Source organism: Aeromicrobium sp., from assembly GCF_050700635.1.
In the GTDB taxonomy this organism is placed as follows: domain Bacteria; phylum Actinomycetota; class Actinomycetes; order Propionibacteriales; family Nocardioidaceae; genus Aeromicrobium.
The window spans coordinates 1-16,455 of the sequence record NZ_JBOHDT010000022.1; the positions used below are offsets into that span (position 1 = coordinate 1).

The 16,455-nt window shown below is 68.8% G+C and carries 19 protein-coding genes; 8 read left to right on the forward strand and 11 right to left on the reverse strand.

All coding sequences use genetic code 11. The features are described from left to right. The 3 genes from ACRDPN_RS01510 to ACRDPN_RS01520 form a co-directional block, all read left to right on the forward strand. Positions 1-312, forward strand: a 312-nt coding sequence (locus ACRDPN_RS01510) for a PaaX family transcriptional regulator C-terminal domain-containing protein (protein ID WP_431445560.1), incomplete at its 5' end; no start/stop codon positions are given. Next, on the forward strand, positions 309-1,979 hold the full coding sequence (locus ACRDPN_RS01515; RefSeq protein ID WP_431445561.1) for an acyl-CoA dehydrogenase family protein: 1,671 nt from the start codon (positions 309-311) through the stop codon (positions 1,977-1,979). The genes ACRDPN_RS01510 and ACRDPN_RS01515, both read left to right, overlap by 4 nt. After that, positions 1,976-2,974, forward strand: coding sequence for a crotonase/enoyl-CoA hydratase family protein (locus ACRDPN_RS01520; RefSeq protein WP_431445562.1), 999 nt, complete (start codon positions 1,976-1,978; stop codon positions 2,972-2,974). Before ACRDPN_RS01515 ends, ACRDPN_RS01520 begins: the two co-directional genes overlap by 4 nt. A gap of 1 nt (position 2,975) precedes the next feature. Here ACRDPN_RS01520 and ACRDPN_RS01525 read toward each other — a convergent pair whose 3' ends face one another. The 5 genes from ACRDPN_RS01525 to ACRDPN_RS01545 all read right to left on the reverse strand — a co-directional run bounded on the left by ACRDPN_RS01525 (position 2,976) and on the right by ACRDPN_RS01545 (position 7,668). Further along, complete coding sequence (locus ACRDPN_RS01525; RefSeq protein WP_431445563.1) at positions 2,976-3,560, reverse strand: TIGR03086 family metal-binding protein; 585 nt, start codon at positions 3,558-3,560, stop codon at positions 2,976-2,978. A gap of 39 nt (positions 3,561-3,599) precedes the next feature. Continuing rightward, positions 3,600-4,403, reverse strand: coding sequence for an SDR family NAD(P)-dependent oxidoreductase (locus ACRDPN_RS01530; protein WP_431445564.1), 804 nt, complete (start codon positions 4,401-4,403; stop codon positions 3,600-3,602). Beyond that, positions 4,400-5,833, reverse strand: a complete 1,434-nt coding sequence (locus ACRDPN_RS01535; protein WP_431445565.1) for a cytochrome P450 — start codon at positions 5,831-5,833, stop codon at positions 4,400-4,402. The genes ACRDPN_RS01530 and ACRDPN_RS01535 overlap by 4 nt, the downstream gene beginning before the upstream one ends. A 7-nt stretch (positions 5,834-5,840) precedes the next feature. Then, positions 5,841-6,674 (reverse strand): SDR family NAD(P)-dependent oxidoreductase, encoded by an 834-nt coding sequence (locus tag ACRDPN_RS01540; protein ID WP_431445566.1) that lies wholly within the window; start codon positions 6,672-6,674, stop codon positions 5,841-5,843. 97 nt (positions 6,675-6,771) lie between these two features. Continuing rightward, positions 6,772-7,668 (reverse strand): pirin family protein, encoded by an 897-nt coding sequence (locus ACRDPN_RS01545; protein WP_431445567.1) that lies wholly within the window; start codon positions 7,666-7,668, stop codon positions 6,772-6,774. A 53-nt stretch (positions 7,669-7,721) separates the two neighbouring features. Here ACRDPN_RS01545 and ACRDPN_RS01550 point away from each other — a divergent pair, with 53 nt between their 5' ends. Together ACRDPN_RS01550 and ACRDPN_RS01555 are read left to right on the forward strand one after the other, a co-directional pair. Next, positions 7,722-8,216 carry an N-acetyltransferase family protein gene (locus ACRDPN_RS01550; RefSeq protein ID WP_431445568.1) on the forward strand — a complete coding sequence of 165 codons (495 nt, stop codon included), beginning with the start codon at positions 7,722-7,724 and terminating at the stop codon, positions 8,214-8,216. Between the two features lie 96 nt (positions 8,217-8,312). Continuing rightward, the gene (locus ACRDPN_RS01555; RefSeq protein WP_431445569.1) at positions 8,313-10,580 is read left to right on the forward strand and encodes a right-handed parallel beta-helix repeat-containing protein; all 2,268 of its coding nucleotides are present in this window, start codon (positions 8,313-8,315) and stop codon (positions 10,578-10,580) included. 58 nt (positions 10,581-10,638) lie between these two features. Here ACRDPN_RS01555 and ACRDPN_RS01560 read toward each other — a convergent pair whose 3' ends face one another. The 3 genes from ACRDPN_RS01560 to ACRDPN_RS01570 all read right to left on the reverse strand — a co-directional run bounded on the left by ACRDPN_RS01560 (position 10,639) and on the right by ACRDPN_RS01570 (position 12,189). Beyond that, complete coding sequence (locus ACRDPN_RS01560; protein ID WP_431445570.1) at positions 10,639-10,860, reverse strand: hypothetical protein; 222 nt, start codon at positions 10,858-10,860, stop codon at positions 10,639-10,641. Positions 10,861-11,260: 400 nt separating this feature from the next. Then, positions 11,261-11,938, reverse strand: coding sequence for a tyrosine-protein phosphatase (locus tag ACRDPN_RS01565; protein ID WP_431445571.1), 678 nt, complete (start codon positions 11,936-11,938; stop codon positions 11,261-11,263). Positions 11,939-11,976: 38 nt separating this feature from the next. After that, positions 11,977-12,189, reverse strand: a complete 213-nt coding sequence (locus tag ACRDPN_RS01570) for a hypothetical protein (protein ID WP_431445572.1) — start codon at positions 12,187-12,189, stop codon at positions 11,977-11,979. A 99-nt stretch (positions 12,190-12,288) separates the two neighbouring features. On the opposite strand from ACRDPN_RS01570, the gene ACRDPN_RS01575 reads away from it, so the two are divergent. Then, a complete protein-coding gene (locus ACRDPN_RS01575; protein WP_431445573.1) occupies positions 12,289-13,218 on the forward strand; it encodes an SGNH/GDSL hydrolase family protein in 930 nt (309 codons plus the stop codon). Between the two features lie 57 nt (positions 13,219-13,275). Here the strand turns inward: ACRDPN_RS01575 and ACRDPN_RS01580 are convergent, their stop codons facing one another. The 3 genes from ACRDPN_RS01580 to ACRDPN_RS01590 form a co-directional block, all read right to left on the reverse strand. Continuing rightward, positions 13,276-14,124 (reverse strand): Bax inhibitor-1/YccA family protein, encoded by an 849-nt coding sequence (locus ACRDPN_RS01580; protein WP_431445574.1) that lies wholly within the window; start codon positions 14,122-14,124, stop codon positions 13,276-13,278. A 121-nt stretch (positions 14,125-14,245) separates the two neighbouring features. After that, positions 14,246-14,497, reverse strand: a complete 252-nt coding sequence (locus tag ACRDPN_RS01585; protein ID WP_431445575.1) for a DUF6457 domain-containing protein — start codon at positions 14,495-14,497, stop codon at positions 14,246-14,248. A gap of 109 nt (positions 14,498-14,606) precedes the next feature. Continuing rightward, positions 14,607-15,122, reverse strand: a complete 516-nt coding sequence (locus ACRDPN_RS01590) for a DinB family protein (protein WP_431445576.1) — start codon at positions 15,120-15,122, stop codon at positions 14,607-14,609. Between the two features lie 18 nt (positions 15,123-15,140). Here ACRDPN_RS01590 and trmB point away from each other — a divergent pair, with 18 nt between their 5' ends. Continuing rightward, on the forward strand, positions 15,141-15,866 hold the full coding sequence (trmB, locus tag ACRDPN_RS01595; protein ID WP_431445577.1) for a tRNA (guanosine(46)-N7)-methyltransferase TrmB: 726 nt from the start codon (positions 15,141-15,143) through the stop codon (positions 15,864-15,866). Beyond that, positions 15,863-16,237 (forward strand): hypothetical protein, encoded by a 375-nt coding sequence (locus tag ACRDPN_RS01600; protein ID WP_431445578.1) that lies wholly within the window; start codon positions 15,863-15,865, stop codon positions 16,235-16,237. Before trmB ends, ACRDPN_RS01600 begins: the two co-directional genes overlap by 4 nt. Positions 16,238-16,455: the final 218 nt, after the last annotated feature.

The following is a 16,455-nucleotide window of genomic DNA, read 5'->3' on the forward strand; positions in this document are numbered from 1 at the left end:
CGCGACCACTCCCCCGAGCCCGACACGACGCGCCTGGTCTCGAGCCACGACGACCCGTCGGCACTCGCGCAGCAGTTGTGGGACCTCGATCGCTGGGCAGCCACTGGCCGAGAGCTCCTCGATGCCACCGCCAACAGCCCCACGTTCGCCGAACGCTTCACCGGGGCAGCAGCCCTCGTGCGGCATCTGCGCACCGACCCGGCCCTGCCCGGCGAGCTCTTGCCCGCCGACTGGCCCCGTGACGCCATGCGTCAGGGCTACGAGGACTTCCGCACCGAGATCAAGCGACTCCGCCAGAAGGGAACGACATGACGACCCACGAGGTGACCAACCAGGTCCCGCCACTCACCGGCCATGACACCGCCGACTACGCGGTGTTCGAAGAGACGCTGCGCCGCGAAGGCGCCACAAGCGCGCTCGACGAGCTCCACGACGTCGGCCGGCAGGCCGGCAGCGCGCACGCCATCGCGCTCGGCGACAGGGCCGAGGCTCACCCGCCCGTGCTGCACACCCACGACAGATACGGCCACCGCATCGACCAGGTGGCGTACGACCCGAGCTACCACGAGCTGATGGAGATCTCGACGGGTTTCGGCCTGCACGGCACACCGTGGGCGTCCGACGACCCGCACGCCCACCTTGTCCGCGCCGCCAAGCTCAGCGCCTGGGGCCCGGTCGACGCCGGACACCAGTGCCCGATCTCCATGACCTACGCCGCGGTGCCGGCACTGCGCGTCGACCCGGCGCTGGCGGAGCAGTTCGAGCCGGGACTCACCGCGGCCGGCTACGACTCGTCCTTCCGCGCACCGTCCGAGAAGCAGTTCATCACCGCCGGCATGTCGATGACCGAGAAGCAGGGCGGATCCGACGTGCGGGCCAACACCACCCGCGCCCAGGAGCAGGCCGACGGCACGTACCTGATCACCGGGCACAAGTGGTTCACCTCGGCCCCGATGTCCGACCTCCTGCTCGTGCTCGCCCAGGCTCCCGGCGGGCTCACCTGCCTCGTCGTCCCGCGCGTGCTGCCGGACGGCACGGCCAACGGCATCCGCCTGCAACGGCTCAAGGACAAGCTCGGCAACCATTCGAACGCGAGCGGCGAGGTCGAGTACGTCGACGCCGTTGGCTGGCGGCTCGGCGACGAGGGTCGTGGCGTGCCGACGATCATCGCCATGGTCAACATGACCCGGCTCGACTGCACCATCGGCTCCGCGAGCTCGATGCGCGCGGGCGTCCTGCAAGCGACGCATCACGCCGTACACCGGCGCGTGTTCGGCAGGCCCTTGGTCGACCAGCCGCTCATGCGCAACGTGCTCGCCGATCTCGCCGTCGAGGCCGAGGGCGCCACCACTGCCGCCCTCTGGCTGGCGGCGCTGACGGACCGAGCCGAGGCCGGTGACGAGCACGCCACGATGCTGCGTCGGGTGAGCCTCGCGGTGAGCAAGTACCACGTGTGCAAGCGGTCGCCCATCCACGCCGCCGAGGCGCTGGAGTGCCTGGGCGGCAACGGCTACGTCGAGGACTCCCGGATGCCGCGGCTCTACCGCGAGGCACCGCTGATGTCGGTGTGGGAGGGCTCCGGAAACGTCGCCGCACTCGACACCTTGCGTGCTGCCGCCAAGCAGCCGGAATCGCTGGCGGTCTTCTTCGAAGAGCTCGACGAGGCCCGCGGATCCGATCGGCGTTACGACGCGTTCGTCGACGAGCTCGGCTCGGCCTTCACCGACCTCGACACCATGGAGCCCGAGTCATTTCAGTACAGGGCCCGCCGCGTTGTGGGCGACATGGCGATCGCGCTCCAGGGCTCGCTGCTGCTGCGGCACGGGCATCCTGCCGTCGCCGAGGCGTTCGCCGCGAGCAGGCTCGGCCGCGACCGCGGCGACGTCTTCGGCACCCTGCCGACCGGGATCGACCTGGCGCCGATCATCGAGCGGTCCACGCCCAAGGGGACCGGCGAGAAACAGGAGGTCGTCGCATGAATGCCGGCGAACGACCGGCAGCGTGGCGCGAGAGCGCACTCGACGGCGGGGACTCGCTCTACGCGGGTCGTGAGCAGGCCCAAGACGAGCCCACCTACCGGACGTTGACCTACGAAGTGACCGAGCGGATCGCGCGGATCACGTTCAACCGACCCGTGCAGGGCAACGCCATCACCAACGACACTCCGGTGGATCTCGCCCACGCCGTCGAGCGCGCCGATCTGGACCCGCGGGTGCACGTCATCCTGCTGTCCGGTCGGGGCAAAGGGTTCTGCGGCGGCTACGACCTCTCGCTGTTCGCCGAGAACGCCTTCGATGCCACAGACGGCGCGCCTGACACCACGGGGACGGTGCTCGACCCTGCCGTGCAGATGGCGAACCACGACCCGGGCCGCACCTGGGACCCGATGGCCGACTACGCCATGATGAGCCGTTTCAACCGCGGGTTCTCGAGCTTGCTGCACGCGAACAAGCCGACCGTCGCGAAGCTGCACGGCTTCGCCGTGGCCGGTGGATCCGACATCGCGCTGTTCGCCGACCAGATCATCTGCGCCGACGACGTCCGAATCGGCTACCCGCCCACCCGCGTGTGGGGTGTTCCGGCAGCCGGGATGTGGGCGCACCGCGTCGGCGATGCCCGCGCCAAGCGGATGCTGTTCACCGGCGAGTGCATCGACGGTCGCACGGCGGCCGACTGGGGCCTCGCCGTCGAGTCGTGGCCCGCCGACGAGCTGGACGCGCGCACCGAGGCGCTCGTCGAGAAGATCTCGTTGCTCCCGGTGAACCAGCTGATGATGGTCAAGCTCGCCCTCAACAGCGCTCTGCTGGCGCAAGGCGTGGCGACGTCCGGGATGGTGAGCACCGTGTTCGACGGCGTCGCCCGCCACACCCGCGAGGGCTACGCCTTCCAGGCGCGCGCGGCCACCGTCGGGTTCCGCGAGGCCGTCCGCGAGCGCGACGGGGCCTTCGGCGACGACAAGGCCAGCAGGGGCTGAATCAGGACGGTTGCCAGTCGGGGTCGCGACCGGCCAGCCCGAGGGCGTGGTCGAACGTCTGCGCATCGTCGCCGACCTCGACGACGGGCCCGAACAGGTCCTCCGGCACGTCGCCTTTTCGGCTCTCGACGAGGAACCAGTTCACGACGGACGCGGTCGAGAGGTCTGGCTCGTAGGCCTGGCCGGTGCCCTTCGCGAGGTCCCAGCCATGGAGCACCACCTCGTCGAGCGCGACGATGCCCGCGACCTCACCAGGCATGTCGACGCCCCCGGCCCGGGTCATGCCGTCCCAGGCGGACGGGTCGTGCCACGCCTGTGCCAGCGCTTCCAGCTGCGACGGGATTCGCTCGCGCCAGCCGTCCGCCAGAGCGAAGTCGGCGGAGCCGGGCGGGGTGTTGGTCATGTCGCCGAGCTCCTTGGCGGCGGCTGCGGCGAACGCCACCGACAGGCCGTCCAGGTGCGCCAGGATGTCACACACGGCGTAGTCGGGGCACGGCGTGGGGCGATCGAGCTGGTCGTCGGTGACGCCGGCGACGATCGACGACGTCAGCTCGGCGGCCGGGCTGAGGTCGGGCAGGACTGGCATGGATCCCTCCGGTGGATATTCCTACTTGGAATATCCACCCTACCGGCTGTGGCGCTGCCCGTCGGCGAGGTCGGCGCTCACCTTCGCGCCGCCGCTGATCCGCTGCACCGTGGCGGCGAAGTCGGGAAGCGAGGCGCTGAGCGCAGCGCCGGCCCGCATCTCGATCGGGGCGACGACGACCTCGGCTCGGTCGCGGTGGATCGCCTTGACCACCCCGTCGGCGACGGCATCGGGCGACACCAGGCGAACACCCGGTGGCAGCTTGGCCTTCGAGTCCGCGAACATGCCGGCCTCGCTCACGAACGAGGGCTCGACGATCGAGACACCCACGCCCTGCGGACCGAGATCCTGCCGGAGCCCCAGCGCGAACCCGCGAAGCCCGAACTTCGTGGCGTTGTAGAGCGAGCTGTCGGTGGACGCGATCTTGCCCGACACTGAGCCGATCATCACGATGTGCCCGCGCCCGCGCTCGACCATCGCGAGTGCAGCGGTGCGAGTCATGGCGATCGGTGCGTGCAGGTTGACGGTGACCGCCCTGGCGATCTGCTCGGGCGTGTACTCCAACAGGTTGCCGGACGACGAGAGCGCCGCGTTGGCGACCAGCAGGTCGATCGGACCGGCCTCATTCATCAGCCGGTCGACGTCGGCCAGATCCTCGAGCTCGGCAGCGATGGCCGTCGCTCCGAGCTCCTTGGCGAGTGGCTCGAGGACGTCGAGGCGACGGCCGCTGAGCACAAGCTGGACGCCTTCCTTGGCGAGACGTCGGGCGATGGCCTGGCCGAGGCCACCGGTCGCCCCGGTGACAAGAGCGCGGGATCCTCGCAGGTCGATGTGTGCACTCATGATGATGCTCCTGTGGGGGTGGACAGTGCCGGCGCCGGGACGCGCCGAGTCAGATTGAGCTCGAAGCCCTCGGGCATGAGGGTGAGGCGTTCAGAGATGCGCAACTCGTAGTCGGGGTCACCGGAGAGGTTGTAGCGGTGCAGCAGCCGCACCAGGGCCAGCACCGACTCGTGCAATGCGAACTGACGGCCGATGCAGGCCCGCTCCCCGGTGCCGAACGGCTTGTACACATGGGGCGCACGGCCACGGGAGCGCTCCGCGGTGAATCGGTCGGGGTCGAACCGGTCCGCGTCGTCGCCCCAGACCTCGGTGTCACGGTGGACCATCGGCAGGATGACGATGGCCCAGTCCTCCGGACGCATGCGATGCCCGGTCGAGAGCGTCAGCTCCTCCCGCGGACTGCGGGTGAACGCCGGTGCCGTCGGCCAGAGCCGCAGCGTCTCGTCGAGCACACGGCGGATGTACCGAAACTTGGGTACCTGCTCGAACGTGGGCTCGGCCTGGGGATCGGCGCCCAGGATCGCATCGGTCTCGGCCTGGGTCTTCGCGAGCACGTCTGGATGCCGCGACAGGTAGTAGAGCGCGAACGACAACGCGCCGGACGTCGTCTCGTGGCCGGCCACGAGGAACGTGAGGATCTGGTGGCGGATGTTGAGGTCGTCGAGCCGCTCCCCCGTCTTCGGATGGCCTGTCCCCAGCATCAGCCCGAGAAGGTCCCGATCGTCGGTGTCGTCGGCAGCCCGCCGGTCCGCGATGATCCCGTCGAGCATCGAGTCGATGTACTCCTGGTGATGGGCGTTCTTGCTTCGCAGTCGGTTGGCGAACAGGCCGGCGCCCGGCATCGCGTTGAGGGAGCCGATGCGCTGACCCGTGGACAGCGCGGCGATCATCGCGGGGACGAACGGGTGCGGCTCCTCCTCGGTGAACGAGCCGAAGTCGTGGCTGAAGGCGGCACGGCTGAGCGTCTCCATCGTCAGCTTCGTCATGCCCTGCGCGACGTCCACCGGACCGTCGCGGGACTCCCACATCGCGAACAGCTCGCCGATGGTCTGCAGCATCGTGGGGTGGTACCGCTGCATCGCCTCCCGCGTGAACGCCGGCCGCAGCAGGTCGTGCGCGAGGTGCCAGTTCGTCTCGTCGTTGTACGCCGTGAACAACCCGTCGCCGACGAAGTCGCGCAGCGCCTCAAGCGCCGGAGACAGACCCTTGGCGAATCTCGACTCGTCGCACATCTCGGCCGCGAGGTGGGCACCGGCGACGAAGACGAACTTCTGCTGGAAGACGTGCATCTCGAAGATCGGCCGGAGGTTGGCGGCACGCGACATGGTGTCCTGCAGCGGTCGGGAACGGTCGACCCCCGCCACGTCACCTATCACCGGGCGTCGCCCGGACGGGTGCGGGAAGGCCTGGCCGGCCCAGTCGTTCTTCATCCCGGTTCTACAGGCCCTTGCTCTTGCCGAATCGCGCGACGATGCCCTGGTAGGCCGGTCCGGCCACCCGGACGAATGCGTCGAGCGCGTGGGCGTCCCAGCCGACCAGCACCCGCGCGCGCCCCCGCTCCACGCCGCGGAGGATGACGTTCGCCGCCTTCTCGGGACTCATGCGGGCCAACTTGTCGAACTCCTTCGAGAGCGCGTCGTGGTCGTGTCCCTCGGTCTGCTCGGCGTTGCGCGCGATGTTGGTCTTGATGCCACCGGGGTGCACGCACGTGACCTTGACCGGCCGCTTCGTGGTGAGCATCTCCTGGCGGAGTGCCTCGGTGAAGCCTCGAACCGCGAACTTGGCCGCGTTGTACGCGCTCTGGGTGGGAACGGCGAAGATGCCGAAGATGCTGGAGATGTTGACGACGTGTCCGTCGCCCGACGCGATCAGGTGTGGCAGGAACGCCTTGGTGCCGTTGACGACGCCCCAGAAGTCGACGTCCATGACCTTCTCGACGTCCTTGAACGACATCTCCTCGATGCTGCCGGTGAAGGCGATGCCGGCGTTGTTGAACACCATGTTGACGCGTCCGAAGTGCTCGGCAACCGCGTTCGCGTACGCGAGGACAAGCTCGCGCTCGGCGACGTCGAGGTGGTCACTGCGCACGTCGGCGCCCTCCCCCATGACGTGCGCAGCCTTGACGAGGTCGAGGGTCTCCGCGAGCCCCTGGTCGTCGACGTCGCTGATGGCGAGCTTCGCGCCGCGGCGGGCGAGCTCGACGGCGAGGGCGCGACCGATGCCGGAGCCGGCTCCGGTGACGACGGCGACCTTGTCGGTGTAGTGGGTCATGCAGGAGTCCTCACGGTACGAGTCAAGAATTCAGATACCCGCGGTATCTGAAGTACGACCGTACCTCATCGACGGCCGGTCCGCACAGTCGGCTTGGTCACACCCGACGGCGGCGCGGCGTGAGCCGGACGTGCGGCAGCGGGGGCGCCGGGATGACCTGGCCGTCGTGTCCGTCGACCTGACCGAACCGCTCAGCAGCCTGCTCCCAGTCCTCGCGCGCCTGGACGATGTCCTCATGGGTGCGGCCGATGAAGTTCCACCACATGACGAGCGGCTCGGTGAACGGCTCTCCCCCGATCAACAGCACCGTCGCGTCCCGCGGCACTTCGAGGTCGACCGACGAGCGTCCGGGCTCGAGGTGGAGCATCTGGCGGTGAGCCAGGTCGAAGCCGCCGACGCGCACCGTCCCGTCGACCGCGAGGACGGCGTGCTCGAAACCGGCTTTCAGCGGGATGGTGGCGGGTTTGCCGGCGCCCAGCGTCAGCTCCGCGCCGACCAAGGGCGAGTAGGTGACGGCTTTCGACTGCACGTCGGCGAGCTCGCCCATGAGCACGGTGGCGCGCCAGCCATCTCCACCCGTGCGCGGCAGGTCGGGGATGTGCTCGAACGCGGGCGGACCGGTCCGGGCTCCGTCCGGCAGCGCCACCCACAGCTGAATGCCGTGCATCATTGTGCCGTCTCCGACGGAGAACTCCGAGTGGGAGACACCGTCGCCGGACGTCATGAGGTTGAGCTCCCCCGGCTTGAGGACGACGTCGCTGCCGAGGCTGTCACGGTGCCGGATGTCGCCAGCAAGCGGCCAGGTGACCGTCTGGAGCCCGGTGTGCGGATGCGGCAGCACCGTCATCGTCTCTCGGGTGGGTCCGAAGTGGTCGACGAAGCACCAGGCACCGACCGTGGGGAGGGCGCGGTGCGGGAGGGTGCGATGGACCGTGAGGCCCCGGACGCCGCCGAGGGGCACCTCGCGAGGCTCGAGCAGGCGATCCCCTGTCATGCCGCCAAGAGTACGCGGGCAGAATGCGGGCCACACCGTCGTAGAGTCGCCTCGTGGACCTTCCCGAGCTGCCCGATCGCATCCGCGTGGCGACCCCCGAAGACGTGCCTGCGATTCTGCGAATGATCCGCGAGCTGGCTGAGTTCGAGCGTGAGCCGGATGCCGTCAAGGCCACGCCTGAACTGCTGCGCGAGGCGATGTTCGGTCCAGATTCCGTCGCCTCTGCCCTCATCGCCGTGGACGACGGCGGCAATGCGGCCGGGTTCGCGCTCTGGTACCGCACGTTCTCGACGTGGGAGGGCGTGCCCGGCCTCTACTTGGAGGACCTCTACGTGTCCGAACACCAACGCGGCTCCGGGATGGGTCGCGCACTGCTGTCGGCCTTGGCCCGCATCGCGCTGCACCGTGGCTGGACCCGCCTCGAGTGGGCCGTTCTTCGCTGGAACAGCGACGCCATCGGGTTCTACGACGGACTCGATGCTCGACCGCTCGACGACTGGCTCACGTACCGAATCAGCGGGCCTGCTCTGGGCTCGCTGGGCAGTTGACGGCAGCGGTTGCACCGCGGCGCCGATCAGGACGAAACGTAACGCCCAACGGTATAACTCGTTCTACTTCCCACGGTTGCGCCCGAAGGAGTCCGTATGCGCCGAGTCGTCCTGATCGTGGTGGTTTCACTCCTGACGTTGCTGCTTCCGTCCATGGCCGCGCAGGCGCACGTCGAGCGCCCTGCGTACTGGCCCGACCCGAAGCCGGACTGCACCATCTCGCCGTGCGCCGGCGGGAAGGTCCCGACGGCCCGATCACTGAAGTCGGCTCTGGACGACGCTCCACCCGGGGAGACCCTGGTGGTCTGCCAGGACGACTCGATGAACCGGCTCCGCCAGTCGATCGCCCGCGCACGCGCCGACGGCTACTTCATCCGGCCGACCGACCATCAGGCCTTCTCCGCCAAGGAGGCCTCCCAGCTGTTGCGGGTCAACGCGAGGCTGTACGCCCGCTGCGACTACGACGAGATCCAGACCGCCGTGACGGCGGCGGGCAACAACGACCGCGTCGTGGTGATGCCTGGCCTCTACACCGAGCCGACCGCCCGGTCACAGCCGACTCACGACCCCGCCTGCCAGCAGTACACGATTCCGGCGGAGAGCGGCGATCCCGGTGCGCTGAGCCACGACTATCAGTTCCACTGCCCGAACGACGCCAATCTCGTGGCCGTGATCGGTCGCGGGCTCGACACAGCAGCGCCGCCGTCGCCCCCGCGCGAGAATCGTCACGGCATCCCGAACCCGGGTCCGTGCATCCGCTGCAACCTCCAGCTCGAGGGCTCGGGCGTGAGTGCCGATGACGTGGTGGTCGAGGCCGGTGACGCCCATGCGGGCAACGGCGGCCCGTCCGCGGCCGGGCACAAGAAGGACGTCGGCATCTTCATCGACCGGGCCGACGGCTTCGTGCTGCGCAACGTCACCGTGCGTCACGCGCGCGAGCACGACGTTTACATCGTGGAGACCGACGGCTACCTGTTCGACCGGTTCAAGACGTTCTTCGCCGGCGCGTACGGCGTGCTCACCTTCATGGAGGACCACGGGGTCATGCAGAACTGCGAGGCCGTCGGCAACGGCGACTCGGGCCTTTACCCCGGCTCCGGTGCGGCCACGACGGACAAGCGCTACCTGCCGTTCTACCCGGAGTATCGCTACAGCCAGGTCGTCCGCTGGTGCGACAGTCACCACAACACCAGTGGTTTCTCGGGCACCGACAGCCACGGCACCCTGATCACAGAGAACAACTTCTACGACAACGCCCTCGGCTACACGACCGACGTGTTCACCGCTCCCGGCCACCCGGGCTTCCCGCAGCACGGCAACGTCATCGAGAAGAACAACTTCTACGACAACAATTTCAACCCGTTCGTCGCCGGCTCCGACGTCGAGCCGTTCATCCCCGCACCGGTCGGCACCGGGCTATGGATAGCAGGCGGCAACGCCAACACCATCCGCGACAACCACTTTTACGACAACTGGCGGCGCGGCACGATGCTCTTCGCGGTGCCGGACGCCCTCGTCTGCGGTCCGCCGCCGGTGGGCAGCTCCACACCGGTGCCCGGTTGCGACCCGCTCGCAGTGTCGACGTCGTTCGACAACATGTTCCACCACAATCGGATGGGCGAGAGTCCCAGTGGTGAGGTCAAGCCGAACGGTCTCGACTTCTGGTGGGACTCCTTCCCGGGCAACACCGGCAACTGCTGGTGGTCCAACAGCGCTGCGCCGGGCAAGAAGGTGACCAGCTCGCCGAAGATCCTGCCGGGCTGCCTGGGCGGCACCGCGCCGGCGACGAGTATCGGCACCAGCGACCTGCTCAACGAGGCCGAGTTGGTGGCGTGCTTTGCCGGGTTCACGGTCAGCGGGTACCCCGGAGGAAACGACACGGTGTGCTCGTGGACGACGACGCCGCCGAGGCCCGGCACCGACCCGGCCCTGACGGCCGACACCACGGCGCAGAAGGACGTCCTGGCAGCGATCTGCTCCGTCGGGCTCGCCACGCGATTGTGCTCGCCGTACCAGGCACCGCTCAAGGGAGTCGACGGCAGGTCCACGGCCTCGCTCGAGGCAGTCCCCGACCCGTTCGGTGACACCAAGGCCGCGTCGACGAAGGGACCCTTGGGCAGCTTCACCTGCAGCTGGTGGCGTCGCTCGGACGCGGAGCACCGACTGGGGATGGTGCAACGGATCCGGAACTTCGCGACCGGAAAGGTCGACAACGGCACCAAGGCGGTCGGGTACGGCGCCCGCATGTCGGACGCGCGGGCCTCGAAGCTGTTCGAGGACCGCTGCAGCACCTTCCAGACGGGACCGTTCGCGCTGTACAAGCTCTACGGCGCGGCCGCACCCTTCGCCGCTTCGTCCCGCTGACACCGCCACCACGGTGTCGATGCGATCGTCTTCGGTCGGTCGAGACGTTCGTTGTCGATCACGATCGACGCGTGGCGCCGGGGCTCGCACTCGTCGAGGTAGAGCCGGCCCGCGGCGTGATACCGCCTGGCGTAGGCCTCTCGAACCGCGCCGGCGGAACCAACAGCGCGGTGTAGCGAGGCACGGCGCGCTCGACCGCGGTGGCGAACGACGCGTGCAGGAAGATGACCACGTCCCAGCCACCGGCCAGTGCGGCACTCTGCAAGAAGCTTCCGTCCACGACCAGGACGGCGGTGACTGGCGGGGTCTCTGCGGGTTCGTCGATCGGTTGATCCGTGGTGAGGTCGCGCAGCCTGGCGCGGTACGGCGATCTCCGTCCGGGCCGAGCGGGTCGAGCACGAGTCGCCGGAAGGACTCGAGGTCGAACGCGTCCTCGTGTAGCCGCGCGCTGCGTCGGTTACGTCGGCGATTTGCGGCGGGATGGTGGAAGTCGTCCGTGGACAGATGGACGGTCTCGCCTCCATGGTCTCCGATCACCGTGGTGAGCTTGTCCGCTGCGAACGTCGACTTGCCCACCCCGGAGATGCCGTCGACCGCGACCCTCAGCGGGTGTGACGGTCGCCGTGCCATGACGTGGGTGACGACCTGCTCGATGACCTGCTGCCGAGCACTGCTCGTCATCAGTCGAGCATGCGCTTGCGCAGGCGGTCGAGCGCCGCGAAATCGCCTCCCGCGTCGACGAACCAGTCCTCGACGCCGCCCGGGTGCTCGTCCCAGATGTCGAGCACCCCCGCGAGCGCCTCAGCCGACACGAGGTAGAACGACTTTGGGTAGATGGGCTCGACGTCGTCGCGGTGCAGCCTCGCGTCGATGTCGCCGCGGGCGTGCTCGGTGAGCAGGTAGTCGGCCAGCACATCGTCGTGCGGGACGCCCACCAGACGCAGCACGAGAGCGACACTGACACCGGTGCGGTCCTTGCCGGCTGCGCAGTGCACGAGCACGGGGCCGTCGGCATCGGCGACCTCGTGGACGACGTCGACCAGCAGGTGGGAGGCATCCTCGAGCACCACGCGGTAGAGGATCGCGAGACTCTCGGAGTCCTGGTTGCCGGGGCGAAGCGCCTGCAGGAGCGGAAGGTTGACCAGGCGCGCCTCGAGATGCTCGAGCGGATGGCCATGACGCAGCTCGTAGGGCGAGCGCAGGTCGATGACGACCGAGGGCGGCCAGGCGAGATCGGCCGGCACGACGTCGTCGGACGCCGGAAGGGCGCTGCGCAGCAGAACACCCGGCCGCACTCGGCGGCCGTCTTCGGTGAGGAGGCCCGCGACATCGCGCAGGTTGGGCAGATCCACTGGCACGTCGTTCATCCTAGGTCGATGCTCCGACAGGGTGGTGATCAGCCGGTGCGCTGCATGGCGACACCGCGGCCGGCGTCGTACTGACGTTGATGGAGAGTCAGGAACTCCTCGACCTCGAGGTACTCGAGGCGGCGCTGCGCGAGCGCCGTGCACCCCACCATGGCGTTGCGGCGAGACACCTGGTCGATCACGACGTACCAGTGTGTCGCGCCCTGGCCGGCGGACCGGAGGAGCTGCTGAATCCCCATCACGAGATCGACCCTAGGCATCACTTGGAACCCGCGGGTCAACGTCGTGTGACAGGTGTGTGAACTCCAATATTTCATTGCCGGAGCAACTAAAATGGAGTTGTGCGTACAGTCCCGAAGCCAGCCGTTTCAGCCGCCGTCGGTGCCGGCGCGGCCGCAACCGGCTATTTCGGCATCCTGTTCGGCGAGAGTGTCGTCGCGCGACGGGCGATCGGCATGACCGAGGACCGCCCCCCGTCGGCGGACGGCGTCTACGGTGACGACCTCCCCGGCCGGCCGATCCACTGCCTCGTGCTCGGCGACTCAGCCGCTGTCGGCTACGGCCTGGACACCGCAGACGCGACACCGCCCGCACTCGTCGGCATCGGTCTCGCGCACGTGCTGGACGCTCCCGTCGACGTCCACAGCGAGGCTGTCGTCGGAGCCCAGACCGCGGACCTGCGCGAGCAGATCAACCGGGGCCTGACCTACAAACCCGACATCGCGCTCATCGTCATCGGCACCAACGACATCACCCACAGCGTGTCGTCGTTCACCTCGGCACGGCTGCTCGGCGCGGCGGTGCGTCGCCTCGTCACCGCTGGCTGCGAGGTGGTGGTCGGCACCTGCCCCGATCTCGGCACCATCCGGCCGATCCCGCAGCCGTTGCGATGGGTGGCTCGCCGACGTAGCCGCAACCTCGCTCGCCGCCAGATGATGGCCGTGGTCGCCGCCGGCGGCCGTGCCGTGTCGCTGGGCGACCTGCTCGGTCCGGTCTTCGACGAGAAGTTCGACGTGATGTTCGGCTCCGACCGTTTCCATCCGTCCGCCATGGGCTACGCGAACATGGTGTCGTTCCTGGTGCCGTCGATGGCGGCCGCGATCCGCGAGCGCGCCGTGGCGGCCCAGTCCGTGATGCCGTCGGTCACTGACCCGCCGCGTGACCTGATGCCCCTCGAGGAGGCGGCGGAGCAGGCCAAGCTCCATCCCGGCACAGAGGTCTCCCGCGAGGGTCGCTGGACGACCGTGCTCCGGCGTCGTCGCGCGGCCTGACCGAGACACGAAACGGCCGGCCCCCCGAAGGGAACCGGCCGTTTGCGTGTCGTTGCGTCATTCGCTGCCGCGCAGGATCGCAAGGATCCGCAGAAGCTCGATGTAGAGCCAGACCAAGGTGACGGTCAGGCCGAAGGCAGCCCGCCAGGACTCGCGCTCGGGCAGGCCGGCCTCGACGCCACGCTCGACGAAGTCGAAGTCGAGGATCAGCATGAACACCGCGAGCACCACGGCGATGGCCGAGACGACCAGGCCGAGCGTGTTGAAGCCGCGCAGGCCTCCCGACTCGAACACGCCGGTCATGCTCAGCACCCAGTTGAGCAGCATGACCCCGACGAAGCTGAACATCGCGATCGTGACGACCTTGCGGAACCTGTCGGTGACCTGGATGTTGAAGAACTTGTACGCAGCCAGGGTTCCACCGAATGCCACCATGGTGGCCATGACGGCCTGGAAGACGACCGACGGCTCGCCGACGTAGGCGGCGATGACCTTCGAGAACGCCCCCACGAACACGCCCTCGACCACCGCGAACGCGATGACCAGGGCAGGGCTGACGATCTTCTTGAACGAGTTGACCAGCGACAGCACGAGGCCGAGCAGGGCACCGCCGATGGCCAGCGTGAACGCCGTGCCGTAGGCCGCCTCACCGGTGGTGGGGTCGCCGAGGTCGCCGATGAAGAACCAGGTCGCGGCCGCGGCCAGGATGAGCAGACCCAGCGAGATCGCGGTCTTCTCGACCACGGAGTCGAGGGTCATGCGACCTGCGCCGCGCTCGGTGTGCGTCGGGGACGAGCCCTGAGGACCGTCGAGGTCGACCTTCCACTGCGAGGGACTGGTGGTCACAGCGCCGCCACGACCGTTGAAACCGTCGTTGCGGGCGAAGACCGGGTTACTGCTTTGCATGGCTCCTCCATGGATGAGACGTCGGGCCGACGTCGTTTGCTTCACCCTATACAACGCCAGAGAACTCCGATTTGCTCCCGCCCAGACCGCGGTTCGGTGAGTCGCCTTGCGTCCAGATAACTCAGGCGTCCTCGGCGATTCGATCGCACAATGCGCCGGCGGCGTCGATGGCTTCGCGGACGTCGTCGGCCGATCCGCCGGCCCGTCCGGCAGCCAGGCCGGCGACGAAGGTGGTGAGTGGAGCCGCCGGTCGCACGACGGCATGGGCGGCGTCGGCGAGGTCGAGCACTTGCTCGACATCGACGTCGACCTCGTCGAGTCCAAGCTCGGCGGCCATGGCCGCCACCCAGTCGTCCAGCGAGATCTCACTCATCGGATCGGTCCTCAGCCACGTCTCGATCGTGCCACGAGTCCACGTCTCGTGTCTCCCGTCCGGGGAGCGCGATCTCAGAGCGGCCGAGCTCGTCCCAGGAGGGATTCGCTCATGCCTTGACGTCGTGGAGATGGTGCTCGACGTCGTGGAGGAAGTACTGCGCGAGAGTGGCGACCGTGAAGGACGCGCCGTCGCTGCGTCGGGCCGTGCGGGCCCAGGCGTCGTCGGGCACGTCATCGAACACACCGGCTACCCGCTCCCCCGCCTCGACGAGCTGTGGCGCGACGTCGGCCGGGTCCTGCTGGTCGTAGTGGTCGGCCACCGCCGTCTCGTCCTGGTCCCAGTTCTCGAGCTCCGGGTCGTCCTGCTCCAGCATCAGCTCCGTGCGGGCGGCGAAGACCCGGAACACGTCGCGCACGTGGCACGCGTACTCGGTGGGCGACCAGGTGTCGTCGTCGGGCCGCTCGCGGGCGTCGTCGCGTCCGAGCGCTGCCTCCCAGCGCGGCAGCGTCGCGCGGACACGGTCGCCCACCGCGGTGGGGTCGACCTCACCGGCTTCGAGGCCGCATTCGGGGCAGGGCTCACGCAGGACCCAGGTCCAGTCCTTGGTGTCAGGTGTGATCACACGCCTACGCTAGCCGCCATGGGTGACGTCACGTACCGCGCTGGGCAGTACCGATCTGACCCGGTGTCATTCATCCGGCGCGGAGGCCGTCTCACCGAGCGTCAGCAGCGCGCCTGGGACGACCTGCACCACTCGCACGTCCTCGACCTGCCACGCCACGGTCCGAGCACGTCGGTCGAACCGGGTTTCCGCCTCGACGCCGAGGCGGCGTTCGGACGGCGGGCGCCGCTCGTGGTCGAGATCGGAAGCGGTCGAGGAGAAGCCCTGGTGGCAGCAGCGGCCAGTCACCCGGAGCACGACTTCCTCGGTCTCGAGGTGTACGTGCCCGGGGTGGCTCAGACGCTCGTGACGATGCGTCATGAGGGCGTCTCCAACCTTCGCCTGGCGGTCGTCAACGCCACCGACGCGCTGGCCACGATGGTGCCGCCGGCATCCGTCCGCGAGCTATGGACGTGGTTCCCCGACCCGTGGCACAAGAAGAGGCACCACAAGCGGCGCCTGGTCACGGTGGGTTTCACGGCGCTCGTCGCTCGGGTGCTCGAGCCGGGAGGCACCTGGCGGTTCGCCACCGACTGGGACGACTACGCCGACGTCGCCACCTCGGTGCTGTCCGTTTCTCCGCACGTCGGAGGCGGCCCGGTCGACCGCTACGAAGGACGGGCCATGACCCGCTTCGAGAGCAAGGGCGTCGCCGCTGGTCGAGCAATCCATGACCTCGCCGCGCGTCCTACACTGTCGAGATGACCGAAGCAACCCACGCCGAGACGCTCGGGATCACCGAGGGATCGATCGTGTGGGTGGTCGCCGATTCTGTCGAGGAGAGAGCGCTCCTGGACCCGCTTCCGCCGGGCGCCGAGACCGTCGAAGAACCGCTCGACGGCATGGACGCGGCGGTGCTCCTCGTCGACAACCTCGCCAGTCTGCAGGTACGACTGGACGAGGTGCTTCCCTCACTCGGCTCGACGCCGGTGGCCTGGATCGCGTTCCCGACCGTCGGTCCGCGCGAGCTCGACCGCGACGCCGTCGTCGCCCTCGTCGAGGAATACGGCTGGGGACTCGGCCCTGCCGTACACCTCGACGAGACCTGGACCGCGGTCCGCCTGCGTCAGCTCTGAGCCCGTCCACCGGCGCATTCCTGACCGCGGGTGGCGCAAGGTGGCTGTTGTGAGACGGCGTGTCGCACCGAACTGCGCCACTCGCGGTTCGGATTGCGCCACTCGATGCTAGGCGCGCCGCAGGTGGGTGATCCAGATGCCTGGCGGCACCTGCTCGTCGCCGCCGACCTCGAAGCCGTGCCGTGAATACAGCGCCCGTGCCGGCGTGTTGTCCCGGC